Annotated in this window: 14 protein-coding genes; 3 read left to right on the top strand and 11 right to left on the bottom strand. The window is 52.8% G+C overall.

Going from position 1 to position 12,557, the window contains the following annotated elements; all coding sequences use genetic code 11:
* The first annotated feature begins 22 nt into the window (after positions 1 to 22).
* Entirely contained in the window at positions 23 to 1,468 is a 1,446-nt protein-coding gene (tldD, locus tag HOY33_RS11775; RefSeq protein WP_172290390.1) for a metalloprotease TldD, read from the top strand.
* A 467-nt stretch (positions 1,469 to 1,935) separates the two neighbouring features.
* Positions 1,936 to 3,537 carry a methyl-accepting chemotaxis protein gene (locus tag HOY33_RS11770; protein WP_172290389.1) on the top strand — a complete coding sequence of 534 codons (1,602 nt, stop codon included), beginning with the start codon at positions 1,936 to 1,938 and terminating at the stop codon, positions 3,535 to 3,537.
* A gap of 166 nt (positions 3,538 to 3,703) precedes the next feature.
* Here the strand turns inward: HOY33_RS11770 and yjgA are convergent, their stop codons facing one another.
* Entirely contained in the window at positions 3,704 to 4,255 is a 552-nt protein-coding gene (gene yjgA, locus HOY33_RS11765; RefSeq protein ID WP_172290388.1) for a ribosome biogenesis factor YjgA, read from the bottom strand.
* A gap of 232 nt (positions 4,256 to 4,487) precedes the next feature.
* On the opposite strand from yjgA, the gene pmbA reads away from it, so the two are divergent.
* On the top strand, positions 4,488 to 5,828 hold the full coding sequence (pmbA, locus tag HOY33_RS11760) for a metalloprotease PmbA (RefSeq protein WP_172290387.1): 1,341 nt from the start codon (positions 4,488 to 4,490) through the stop codon (positions 5,826 to 5,828).
* A gap of 87 nt (positions 5,829 to 5,915) precedes the next feature.
* On the opposite strand, the gene rnk is transcribed toward pmbA, so the two are convergent.
* The 10 genes from rnk to kdsC all read right to left on the bottom strand — a co-directional run bounded on the left by rnk (position 5,916) and on the right by kdsC (position 12,535).
* Positions 5,916 to 6,326, bottom strand: coding sequence for a nucleoside diphosphate kinase regulator (gene rnk, locus HOY33_RS11755; RefSeq protein ID WP_172290386.1), 411 nt, complete (start codon positions 6,324 to 6,326; stop codon positions 5,916 to 5,918).
* Positions 6,327 to 6,488: 162 nt separating this feature from the next.
* The gene (npr, locus tag HOY33_RS11750; protein ID WP_172290385.1) at positions 6,489 to 6,761 is read right to left on the bottom strand and encodes a PTS phosphocarrier protein NPr; all 273 of its coding nucleotides are present in this window, start codon (positions 6,759 to 6,761) and stop codon (positions 6,489 to 6,491) included.
* A complete protein-coding gene (rapZ, locus tag HOY33_RS11745) occupies positions 6,761 to 7,612 on the bottom strand; it encodes an RNase adapter RapZ (protein ID WP_172290384.1) in 852 nt (283 codons plus the stop codon). Before rapZ ends, npr begins: the two co-directional genes overlap by 1 nt.
* Before the next feature lie 139 nt (positions 7,613 to 7,751).
* A complete protein-coding gene (ptsN, locus tag HOY33_RS11740; RefSeq protein WP_172290383.1) occupies positions 7,752 to 8,225 on the bottom strand; it encodes a PTS IIA-like nitrogen regulatory protein PtsN in 474 nt (157 codons plus the stop codon).
* Positions 8,226 to 8,322: 97 nt separating this feature from the next.
* Positions 8,323 to 8,610: a ribosome hibernation promoting factor gene (hpf, locus tag HOY33_RS11735; protein ID WP_172290382.1), complete on the bottom strand. Its 288-nt coding sequence runs from the start codon at positions 8,608 to 8,610 to the stop codon at positions 8,323 to 8,325.
* 23 nt (positions 8,611 to 8,633) lie between these two features.
* Positions 8,634 to 10,067, bottom strand: a complete 1,434-nt coding sequence (gene rpoN, locus HOY33_RS11730; RefSeq protein WP_172290381.1) for an RNA polymerase factor sigma-54 — start codon at positions 10,065 to 10,067, stop codon at positions 8,634 to 8,636.
* Between the two features lie 56 nt (positions 10,068 to 10,123).
* Positions 10,124 to 10,849 carry an LPS export ABC transporter ATP-binding protein gene (gene lptB, locus HOY33_RS11725; protein ID WP_172290380.1) on the bottom strand — a complete coding sequence of 242 codons (726 nt, stop codon included), beginning with the start codon at positions 10,847 to 10,849 and terminating at the stop codon, positions 10,124 to 10,126.
* 3 nt (positions 10,850 to 10,852) lie between these two features.
* A complete protein-coding gene (lptA, locus tag HOY33_RS11720; protein ID WP_172290379.1) occupies positions 10,853 to 11,425 on the bottom strand; it encodes a lipopolysaccharide ABC transporter substrate-binding protein LptA in 573 nt (190 codons plus the stop codon).
* Positions 11,406 to 11,972 (bottom strand): LPS export ABC transporter periplasmic protein LptC, encoded by a 567-nt coding sequence (gene lptC / locus HOY33_RS11715; RefSeq protein WP_172290378.1) that lies wholly within the window; start codon positions 11,970 to 11,972, stop codon positions 11,406 to 11,408. The genes lptA and lptC overlap by 20 nt, the downstream gene beginning before the upstream one ends.
* Positions 11,969 to 12,535, bottom strand: a complete 567-nt coding sequence (gene kdsC / locus HOY33_RS11710; protein WP_172290377.1) for a 3-deoxy-manno-octulosonate-8-phosphatase KdsC — start codon at positions 12,533 to 12,535, stop codon at positions 11,969 to 11,971. The genes lptC and kdsC overlap by 4 nt, the downstream gene beginning before the upstream one ends.
* Between the last annotated feature and the right edge of the window lie 22 nt (positions 12,536 to 12,557).

Raw genomic sequence — 12,557 nt, 5'->3', positions numbered from 1 at the left:
ATCTAATAAAGAGTGAAAAAATATGAGTCTGTCTTTTGTCAGTGAGCAATTACTCACCGCAAACAAATTGAATCTTCAGGATCTGTCCTCTGTGCTGGGGTTGCTGAACGAACGTCGTCTGGATTATGCCGACCTCTATTTTCAGTCCAGCTATCATGAGTCGTGGGTGCTGGAAGATCGCATCATCAAGGACGGCTCCTACCATATCGATCAAGGCGTGGGGATCCGCGCCATTAATGGCGAAAAAACGGGTTTTGCCTATGCCGACCAGATCACGCTGAATGCGTTGCAGCAAAGCGCGCAGGCCGCTCGCAGCATTGTGCGCGAACAGGGGGCGGGAACGGCGCATACGCTGGGTGAGGTCTCTCACCGTGCGCTTTATCCCCAGTTTAATCCGCTGGATAGCCTGAGCCGTGAAGACAAGATCGCGTTGTTGCAAAAGGCCGATTCGGTGGCGCGCGCCGCCGATGCCCGCGTGCAGGAAGTGACCGCCAGCCTGACCGGCGTGTATGAGTTAGTGCTGGTGGCGGCCACCGACGGTACGCTGGCGGCGGATGTTCGCCCGTTGGTTCGTCTGTCTATTAGCGTATTGGTCGAAGCGGACGGCAAGCGTGAACGCGGCGCCAGCGGAGGTGGATCGCGCAGCGGTTATGACTATTTCTGGGAAATCGTCGACGGCGAAGTCCGCGTGGAAGCCTGGGCCAAAGAAGCGGTACGCATGGCGTTGGTAAACCTGTCGGCGATCGCCGCGCCGGCAGGTTCGATGCCGGTGGTGCTGGGCGCGGGGTGGCCGGGGGTGCTGTTGCATGAAGCGGTCGGGCACGGTCTGGAAGGCGATTTTAACCGCCGCGGAACCTCGGTATTCAGTGGCCAGATGGGCAAACAGGTGGCGTCCGAATTTTGTACGGTGGTTGATGACGGCACGCTGCAAGGGCGTCGCGGTTCATTGGCTATGGATGATGAAGGCGTGCCGGGACAGTATAACGTGCTGATTGAGAACGGCATTCTGAAAGGCTACATGCAGGATAAACTGAATGCCCGCCTGATGGGCGTTGCTCCGACCGGTAACGGCCGCCGTGAATCTTATGCGCATCTGCCGATGCCGCGTATGACCAATACCTATATGCTGGCTGGAAAATCAACGCCGGAAGAGATTATCGCCAGCGTTGAATACGGTTTGTATGCGCCGAATTTTGGCGGTGGTCAGGTGGATATCACTTCCGGTAAGTTTGTGTTCTCCACGTCGGAAGCTTATCTGATTGAAAAGGGTCGAGTGACCACGCCAGTGAAAGGCGCCACGCTGATTGGTTCCGGCATTGAAGCCATGCAACAGATCTCGATGGTAGGAAACGATTTGGCGCTGGATAAAGGCGTGGGCGTGTGTGGCAAAGAGGGGCAAAGCCTGCCGGTTGGCGTTGGACAGCCGACGCTGAAGCTGGATAACCTTACCGTGGGCGGAACAGCCTAATTACCGGCTGAATATGGTCTGCTTAAAAAGGCGCGAGCTGCGATAGGCTCGCGCCTTTTTTATTTTTCTTAAAAGATAAATCAGGATATTTTCTCAATATTTTTTCCTGTCATTAGGATATTTTCCTGACTTTTCTCATGGTCCTATTTAATGGCGGACGCTGGGCCGATTATATTTTTATCCATATTATTCTCTTTAAGATATTTATATTTTCCTCTTGATTGATAATGTGAAGCATTAATATTAACGTGGCAAAAATTAATAATTATTCAACAATTTACGTGTGAAACTATTGCAATGCTAAAGATAAGCTATCTGGTGATATATACTATATATTTATAAAAATATAACACTATTGGCTTAGTTTATTTAACTTAATGGATGATCATCCCAAATAAATAATATGTGATAAAGATCTATCGACGATGGACGATAGACACCGTTGTTAATATTTTAAGAGGTGGGCAATGTTTAAGAAAGTGAAAATAAGCTTGGGGCTGACAATAATTATTGGATTGTTCAGTCTTTCGCTTATCTGTGTTAGCGCTTTTAGTCTTAATGCGCTGACAAAAAGTAAAAATGCGCTGTACACCATCGACAGAATTGAAGGCGATCAGCTCAACCCTGTCTATGAATTATATGCTGATTTATTAAGCGGAAGGATCGTTTCTTATCATATCGCCATGGCCAGGGAAGATGGAAAAGATACGAAAATCATGGAGGAGAAGGCTAACAGTTACTTAAAGTCAGCCAATCAACATATGGAAGCGTTACGCGGCATTGTCCCGGTGACGGAACATGGCCGACAGCTGCGTCTCAATATTGAGAAAGCCTATGATGCCTATATGAAAGAGGGTATCGCTCCTGCGCAGCAGGCGCTGGATTTAGGTAACCTGGATCTTTTTTACCAGTTGATGACCACAACGGTGTCGTATAAAGGCGAGGCGCTTCAGAAAAGCATTGGCGAGTTTTCCAATTTCGCCAGGGAGTTGGGCGATCGGGAAATCGACCATTCGTTGCATTCCTATAAAATCAACATGGGCGTTATCATCGCGACGATTGCGTTAACTATCGTTTTGATTATTTTGGCGAAAATTCTGGTGAGCACCATTATTTTCACCCCGATCAACGAGGCTAAACATTTCTTCAGCCTGATTGCAAAAGGCGACTTATCCCTGGAAATTCCGCATCAGCCGAAAACGGAAATGGGGGGATTATTGACGTCGCTGGAGGATATGAAGCAGTCGCTGAAAGTCATTGTTTCAGATGTCAGAGAGTCGTCTGAAGTCATTTCGGTCGGGACTCGCCAGATTTCCGCTGGTAACCAGGACTTATCGTCACGGACGGAAGAACAGGCTTCATCAATTGAGCAGACCGCCGCCAGCATGGAAGAATTGACCTCGTCGGTAAAACAAAATACCGAAAATACCAGACTGGTGACGGGGATGACGGAAAATATGGCCGCGTTGGCGCAAAAGAACGGCAGCAATATTACCAATATTGTTAACCGCATCCATGATATTTCGGAAAGCTCGGAGAAGATCTCAAGCATTATCGGTGTTATCGACTCTATTGCTTTTCAGACCAATATTCTGGCCTTGAATGCCGCAGTGGAAGCCGCCCGCGCCGGTGAAGCCGGGAAAGGTTTCGCCGTGGTGGCGTCCGAGGTGCGTAATCTGGCGCAGCGCAGCGCGACATCGGCCAAGGAAATCAAAGAGCTGATTGAAGACACCGATAATAAAATTCAGCAAGGCTCGGCGCTGGCTTCGGTATCCGGCAATGATATGGAAACATTGCTGGCGGAAGTGAATAAAGTGAAGGAATTAATTGCCGGTATCTCGTTGGCCTCGGAAGAACAAAGTCAGGGGATCGGGCAGGTCAATGTCGCGGTGACGCAGTTAGAACAGGTCGCACAGCAGAATGCCGCACTGGTTGAAGAGGCGTCATCGGCAACCAATTCGCTGGCCGAGCAGGCCGATTTGTTGGAGGCGGCCATGCGCGTCTTTACCCTATCCCGCATGAACGGCGTTGACGCCGCCAGCGGTAACGTTCTTATCGGCAGAGGATAAGCCTGGCGTGGCTGGCTGAATGTGGTTAGTCGGCGCTAAGCGCATTCAATGCCGGGATCGGTTGTTTCCCGGGCAAAAGAGCGGCGATTTAGACCGCTCTTTTTTATTGGCGGCTATCTGCCGCCACCGCTACAGGCCGCCGCCACCGCGGATTTTTATTACCCGCCTATTCGCTGGTTTCCGCCAGCTCGCGCAGATACTGAAAAATCTGGCGGGTGGATTTTGGCGGCTTATTGGCCGCTTTTTCTTTTTGGGCGTTACGCACCAGCGAACGTAGCTGTTGGCGATCGGCATTCGGGTAAAGCGCCAGAATATCCGGAATGGCGTCATCCCCTTCCGCCACCAGACGATCGCGCAGCAGTTCCAGCTTGTGGAACAGCACAACCTGCTGATTATGGCGGTTCTTCAGTTTATCCAGCGCCGCCTGAATCGGCTCCGGATCGCGAGCGCGCAGCATTTTGCCGATCAGTTGCAACTGGCGACGACGGCCTTCTTTCTTGATGCGTTGCGCCAGTTCAACCGCCGCGCGCAGATCGTCATCCAGCGGGATCTTCTCCAACGCATTTTTACCCAGCTCAACCAGTTCGGCGCCCAGTTCTTTCAGCGCTTCGGCATCGCGTTTTATCTCGCTTTTGCTGACCCAGATGATTTCATCATCGTCGTCTTCTGCGTTATTGTCCGGGACTTCATCAAGCCAGTCTTCGGGTTTGTTGTTCATGGTTGGTTCCTAAAAAATTTTCAGGATAAATCGTTAACGCCGCTGGCCGCGGCCCTGAAAGTTGCAGGCTGGTCGCCCGCCATAATAAAGAGGCCGATCCTAACAGGTTTGGGCTTTGTGCGAAATTATTCGCCGATCCTGTTAGACTGAGAGGCATTATGCTACACCTTTTTAACCCCTTCATCTTTCAAGTTGCAGGTGTGTTGGTTTTTTCACTCATTATGGCAGAACGATGACAATAATCACTCAGGTTGCACAACAGCGTAAAGCGCTGGAACAGGCGGTGGCACAGGCGCTGGAACTGGCCCGTGCGGGTTCTGATGCGGCGGAAGTCGCCGTGTCGAAAACGACGGGGATTGGCGTTAGCACCCGCTATGGTGAGGTTGAAAACGTTGAATTTAACAGCGACGGCGCGCTGGGCATCACGGTGTACCACCAGCAGCGCAAGGGCAGCGCATCGTCAACCGATCTCAGCCCGGACGCCATCGCCCGTACGGTGCAGGCGGCGCTGGATATTGCCCGTTACACTTCCGTCGATCCTTTCGCCGGGCCTGCGGATAAAGAGTTGCTGGCCTTTGAAGCCCCGGATCTGGATCTGTTTCACCCGGCGGAGCTGGATGCGGAGCGCGGTATTGAACTGGCAGCGCGCGCCGAACAGGCTGCGCTGAAGGCCGACACGCGAATCACCAATACCGAAGGCGGCAGTTTCAACAGCCATTACGGTATCAAAGTGTTTGGCAACAGCCACGGCATGCTGCAAAGCTATTGCTCCAGCCGCCATTCCATGTCCAGTAGCGTGATCGCCGAAGTGAATGGCGATATGGAGCGCGATTACGCCTATACCATCGGCCGTTCGCTGGATGATATGAAAACCCCCGAGTGGGTCGGGCAAGAGTGCGCGCGCCGCACCTTATCCCGTTTGTCGCCGCGCAAACTTCCAACCATGCAGGCGCCGATACTGTTCGCCGCGGAAGTGGCGACAGGGCTGTTCGGCCATTTGGTCGGCGCCATCAGCGGCGGCAGCGTGTACCGTAAATCGACTTTCCTGCTGGATAAACTGGGCCAGCAGATTTTGCCGGAATGGCTGACGATTGAGGAATTGCCGCATTTACGCAAAGGGCTGGCATCGACGCCGTTCGACAGCGAAGGCGTGCGCACCCAGCAGCGGGAGGTTGTGAAAGACGGCGTGTTACAAACCTGGCTGCTGACCAGCTACGCCGCTCGCAAGCTGGGCATGAAAAGCACCGGACATGCGGGAGGTATCCATAACTGGCGCATTGCGGGACAAGGGCTGGATTTTGACGGCCTGCTCAGGAAGATGGGGAAAGGACTGTTGGTCACTGAATTGATGGGGCAGGGCGTCAGCGGCGTGACGGGCGATTATTCCCGCGGCGCTTCCGGTTTCTGGGTGGAAAACGGTGAAATTCAATATCCGGTCAGTGAGATCACCATCGCGGGTAATCTGAAAGACATGTTGCGCAACATCGTCACGATCGGCAATGACATCGAAACGCGCAGTAATATTCAGTGTGGGTCGGTGTTGCTGCCTGAAATGAAGATCGCGGGGGAATAAGCGGAAACGGCATGACAGCGATGTGATCTTGCGACCGTCACCGTCGGCGTTGTCCGACGGTTTGTCATTTCTCTGCGTTATCGCCGTTTAGCGGTGATACTCGCCCGCCGCTTCCGGCTGATAAAGCAGTTCCAGCACTTCGATATGCGCCTCGTCGCCGTTCGGCAACCGCCAGACGATGGTGTCGCCCACATGCATGCCCAGCAATGCCGCGCCCAGCGGCGCCATGACGGACAAGTGTTCCTTGCTGTCTTGCACTGCCGCCGGATAAACCAGCGTGCGGGTGTGTTCTTCGTTAGCGCTCAGATCGCGGAAACGTACCCGACTGTTCATGGTGACCACATCCGCAGGGATATTGACGGAAGGTAAAATTTCCGCCCGATCAAGCTCGTCGTTCAGGGCCTGGGCGATATCGCTGCCGGCAAAGGCGGGCTGCTCCAGTAACATATCCAGACGTTCCGCATCCAATTCACTGATTGTCAGGTTGGGTTTCGTCATACTCCTCTCCAGTTTTTATTTCCAGATGACAAAAAAGCAACACCCCCGCGCCAGTGGAGCGGGGGTGTGTATAAAAAAAGCGTTGTCTGGAAAGAGTAGGTGTTTCTCAGCAGAAAGGAAAGCGATCGCCGTCACGAAGATGATGAACGTCTGTGAATGCCTTTATTCTTCGTCAAATCCGGCTTCGAATAGCTCAATCACGGCTGCCAGCGCCAGCTCTTCATCCGGGCCGGAGGCTTCCACTTCAATGAAACGGCCTTTGGCCGAGTCCAGCATCAGCATGGCGATCACACTGCTGGCCTCGGCTTCCGTACCGCTGTCATTGCGCAACATGACTTCCGCATTAAAGCTTTGCACCAGTTCAAACAGCTTCACGGCTGGCCGGGCATGCATGCCCAGCTTGTTTTTGATTTCCACCGTTTGTCTGATGGTCATTATTTACGTTTTTCTAATGTGCGATGGCGGGACTGTACGTTTTTGCCGCGCGAGCGGAAATAATCAGCCAACTGCTCGGCGATGTAAACGGAACGGTGTTTGCCGCCGGTACAGCCAATCGCCACCGTCAGGTAGCTGCGATTATTGGTTTCCAGCATGGGCAGCCACAGTTCCAGATAGCTGCGGGTCTGATAGATAAAATTATGTACTTCGGTGTGCCGATCGAGGAAGGCGGCGACGGGTTTATCCAGACCGGTCATCGGACGTAATTTCGGGTCCCAGTGGGGATTGGGCAGGAAACGCACATCAAACACATAGTCGGCATCGATCGGGATGCCGTGCTTATAGCCGAAAGATTCAAACACCATGGTCAGCTCGCGCTCCCGTTTGCCAAGCAGGCGGGTACGCAGCATTTCGGCCAGTTCATGCACCGACATTTCAGAGGTGTCGATAATCAGATCGGCGCGCGAGCGCAGCGGCTCCAGCAGATCGTTCTCTTCATCGATAGCGCTTTCCAGCGACAGATTCTTGCTGGACAGCGGGTGCAGACGGCGGGTATCGCTGTAACGGCGGATCAATGTATTGCGATCGGCATCCAGAAACAGCAACTGCGGCGAGAAACTTTGCGGCAGTTGCGCCATCGCGTGCTCAAATATTTCCGGCGACTCCGGCATATTGCGTACGTCAATGCTGACCGCGGCGGAGATATTGCGCTCGGCCAGCGTGCTGGCCAATTCCGGCAGCAGAACTACAGGCAGGTTGTCTACACAGTAGAACCCCATATCTTCCAGCGCGCGCAGAGCGACAGATTTTCCTGAGCCTGAACGACCACTGACGATCATCAGCACCATCTGACGACTCCCCTTTGGCTACGTGATGGAGAACGGCTATTGCCATTGTTTTCACAATCAATTGTCGGAACATAAATTGTCGGGACACGATTATTACCGCGCATATCGCCATCCATCATAAGCATCACTATCACCTGAGCTAACCGGCTTCCGTCATAATCTGATAGAGTTCTTCATCGCTTTGCGCGGCGCGTAGGCGCCGACACACGGTTTTATCGGCCAATCGTTTGGCGACAAGCGATAAAGTATGTAAATGGGTTTTACATTGTTCTGCCGGAACCAGCAAGGCAAAAAGTAAATCAACGCCTTGGTTATCAATCGCATCGAAGGCGATAGGCTGTTCTAACTGGATAAATACCCCAACGGCTCCCAGCGCATTGTCATCCTCAAGCTTACCGTGAGGAATGGCGATGCCATTACCGATGCCGGTGCTGCCCATCCGCTCCCGGGTGAGAAGGGCGTCAAAAATAATCTGTGAAGACAGATTAAGCTGTTTGGCCGCCAGCTCGCTGATGATTTCCAATGCCCGTTTTTTACTTTGGCAATGGACGGAGCTACGGGCGCACTCGGGACGTAACACTGTGCTGAGTTGCAAAACGGGAACGTTGTTCATTTTATATTCACTTAACGACACTTTCACTTCTGGTGAGCCCGGCCCATACGATACATGGGCCGGGCCGATTCCCTGCCTAAACCGGCAGGGAGAAAAATCAGTGCTGTTTAAGCTTATCCTTATGCTTATTGAGCTGTCGGGCCAGTTTATCGATCAACAAATCAATGGCGGCATACATATCTTCCGCTTCCGATGTGGCATGCAGCTCTCCGCCATTAACATGGAGCGTGGCGTCGGCGATTTTTTGTACTTTCTCCACTTTAAGCACCACATTGACCTGATTAATGCGGTCGAAATATTGCTCTAATTTGGCAAACTTGGTGTTCACGAAATCGCGCAGCGGTTCCGTAATTTCGATGTGGTGTCCGGTAATGTTGAGCTGCATAGTGTCTTCCTTCTCTGTTGAGATCAAACCAGTTGTTTACGCTGGTTCGACGGTGGGATAGATAAAGACTCTCGGTATTTCGCCACGGTACGCCGCGCCACAATGATGCCCTGTTCAGAAAGCAACGTGGTCAGCTTGCTGTCGCTTAGCGGTTTGGCGGGATTTTCCGCAGCAATTAATTTTTTAACCAGTGCCCGGATAGCCGTCGACGAAGCTTCACCCCCGCTGTCGGTATTTACGTGGCTGGAGAAGAAATATTTTAGTTCAAAAATGCCGCGGGGGCTGTGCAGAAACTTTTGCGTCGTCACCCGGGAAATCGTGGATTCATGCATATCCACCACCTGGGCAATATCCGCCAGCACCATCGGTTTCATGAATTCTTCGCCCTGTTCAAAAAAATCCTGCTGCTGTTCGACAATGCAGCGGGTGACTTTGAGCAGGGTATCATTACGGCTTTCCAGGCTTTTTATTAACCAGCGCGCTTCCTGTAGATGGCTGCGGATAAACTGACCGTCGCTGTCGCTGCGCGCGCTGTTGCCCAGCGCGGCATATTGCTGATTAATCTGTAACCGCGGAACGCTGTCGGTATTCAGCTCCACCACCCAGTGTCCCTGGATTTTGCGTACCAGCACGTCGGGAATGACGTATTCGGACTCGCCGGTATTAATTGACTGCCCCGGACGGGGATCGAGGGACTGAATCAGCGCCAATGCTTCTTTCAGCGCCTCTTCTTTTAACCGTGTGGCGCGGATCAGGCTGCGGAAATCATGGTTGGCCAGCAGATCGAGATGGTCGCTGACAATCAGTCGGGCTTCGGTAAGACGAGGCGTATCGTCCGCAAACTGGGAAAGCTGAACCAGCAGACAATCGCGCAGATCGCGGGCGGCGACGCCAACGGGATCAAAACGCTGTACGCGTTTGAGCACGGCTTCCACTTCATCCAGCGTGACGTTTTCATCGCCGATGCTGTCGAGAATATCTTCCAGCGGCACGGTGAGATAACCGGTGTTGTCCACGGCATCGACGATAGAGGTGGCGATGGCGGCATCGGTATCGGAAAAAGGCGTCAGCTCGACCTGCCACATCAGGTAATCCTGAAGCGTCTGAGTGGTTTCGCCCTGGTAGATCGGCAACTCTTCATCACGATAATCGGTGCCGGTGCCCGACGGCGTGCCTGCGGAATAGATTTCGTCCCAGGTCGCATCAAGCGGTAACTCTTCCGGCATGTCCTTGTGCTCAAGCGCTTCACCGGTATCCAGTGAATCACTGTCGGTTGTCTCGAAAGACTCTATTTCTTCATGATTGTCCGTTTGCTCTAGTAACGGATTGCTTTCCAGCGCCAATTGGATCTCTTGTTGCAGTTCAAGCGTGGACAGTTGCAACAGACGGATCGCCTGTTGTAGCTGCGGAGTCATGGCCAGTTGCTGGCTAAGCCTGAGTTGCAAACCTTGCTTCATGTAGCGCTAACTTCCTTATATTTATTTTATGTCGTCAATTAAAAAATCCTACCCTATCAGAGTCGGAAGCCTTCGCCCAGATAGACACGTTTTACCTGTTCGTCGGCCAGAATTTCCGTAGGTGAGCCGTGAGCGATTAAATGCCCCTGACTGACGATATAGGCGCGCTCACAGACATCCAGCGTTTCGCGGACGTTATGATCGGTAATCAACACGCCCAGTCCGCTGTCGCGCAGATGTTCGATTATTTTTTTTATATCAATCACCGAAATGGGATCGACGCCGGCGAAAGGCTCATCCAGCAGGATGAATTTAGGATTCGCCGCCAGCGCGCGGGCAATTTCCACCCGGCGTCTTTCGCCACCGGAAAGCGATTGTCCCAGACTATCGCGCAAATGAATAATATGGAATTCTTCCATTAGTTCATTGGCGCGATCTTCCTGCTGTTCCGAGGTCAGATCCTTGCGGATCTGTAATATCGCCATCAGATTGTCATACACGCTCAGCCGGCGAAAGATCGACGCTTCCTGCGGTAAATAGCCAATCCCGCGCAGCGCGCGATCGTGAAGGGGCAGCAGGCTGATATCTTCATCATCGATCACGATCCGCCCTGCATCGCGCGGCACGATCCCCACAACCATATAAAACGTCGTGGTTTTCCCTGCGCCGTTGGGGCCCAACAGACCGACAATCTCACCGGAGTTGACCGTCAGGCTGACATTTTCCACGACCTTACGGCCTTTATACGCTTTAGCCAGATTTTCTGCGATTAATGTTGCCATACGTTATTCAGTGACTCGCGGTTTCGGTTGTTGAGAGGTGGAGGTTTGTCCCGGGTTCTCTTTCTGCTGAAGCTGGGAGGGAACTAATACCGTCGTAACACGTTTGCCCTGGTCGCTGAACGCTTCCATCTGTTGTTGCTTCACCAGATAGGTGATGCGGTCGCCTTTTACATTGCTATCCATCTGTTCCAGATAGGCATTACCGGTCAGCACCAGAAAATCATTGGCGAGCTCATAGCGGATTTTCTGGGCATGGCCTTTCACCGGCTTGCCGTTATCCTGCATCTGGTAAAAGGTGACCGGATTGCCATAGCCTTCAACCACTTCGCGGCCTTGCTCGCCCTGCGGGCGTATCACGATAACCTTATCGGCTTTAACCTCAATCGTTCCCTGCTTGACCACCACGTTGCCGGTAAAGGTCACCGTGTTGCCTTGCATATCGAGGGATTGCTGGGCTGAATCGATATGAATGGGCTGATTGCTGTCCCCGGTGACGGCGAAGATCGGAGCGCTGACGGCTAACAGCGAGCTGGCGAGCAGGGCATTGCGCATCTGTTTATTTGTTTTGAATTTCATAAGAAGTTTTTACCTTTTCGATCAACTCGGCTGTCTTTTCACGCAGATTACCACGCATTTTCATCCCGTTAGAGGTGAAACTGGCGCCGTACAGGGTGACTTCGTCGTCGGAAGAGACGTCCTGCGTGACCAGATTTACCTGGGCATTGTCCGTTTTTATCCGCTCCAACTGTGAGTCATTGGTCAGACTATTGACCTCAACGTGACCGTACAGATAGAGCATTCTGTCTTTGGTCAGCTTGGCGCGATCGGCGCGTACCGACCAGGTGGCCGTGCCTTGTTCGTTAAACAGCGTGGCGACAGGCGTGGTAAACCAGCTAAGCTGTTCGTCGCTAAAATACTCGGCTTTGTCGGAAACCAGCCGGTAACTGAGTTTTCCGGCGGGGCTGTAAACCTGCGTCGTCGTTTTCTCGCTGGTATAAACCGGCACCGCGGTATCCTGCTGTTCCGGCGGCGATTGCCCCTCCTGATCGGCTACATTCCAGCCGATCAGAATGAGAGCCAGCAAAGCCAGCAAGGCTGTCAGCCAACGCTTTGTTTTACTCATATCGACAACCCTTTGGCATGCTCCAGCTTATTCTGTGAGAACAGAATTAAATCGCAAAGTTCACGCACCGCGCCGCGGCCTCCCGCAATACGTGTTACATAATCGGCCCGCGGCAACAGTAACGGATGGGCGTCGGCCACGGCAACGCTTAAACCGACTTGCGCCATCACCGGCCAGTCGATCAGATCGTCGCCGATATAGGCAACCTGATCGGCCGTCACCGCCAGTTTATCCAACAGATCGCGGAAGGCCAAAAGCTTGTCCGACTGCCCCTGATAAAGGTGGGTGATCCCCAATGTTTTACAGCGATCGACGAGCATATTGGCCGTTCGGCCGGTAATAATGGCGACGTCGATACCGGAGGTCAGCAAACAGCGGATACCGTAGCCATCCCGGACGTTAAACGTTTTCAGTTCTTCGCCCTGATTGCCCATGTAGATCAGGCCGTCGGACAATACGCCGTCAACGTCGCTGATCAACAGCCGGACGTCGCGGGCTTTATCCAGTACCCGTCGATCGACAGGCCCGTAACAGGTATCGGTTTGCGCCCTGATTTCACTCATTCACGTTTATCCTTGGTTCTCT

Origin of the sequence: Brenneria sp. hezel4-2-4 (assembly GCF_013155275.1) — a bacterium.
GTDB lineage: Bacteria > Pseudomonadota > Gammaproteobacteria > Enterobacterales > Enterobacteriaceae > Brenneria.
Note: the sequence above shows the minus strand (reverse complement) of the source record. Positions and strands in the feature narration are given on the sequence as shown.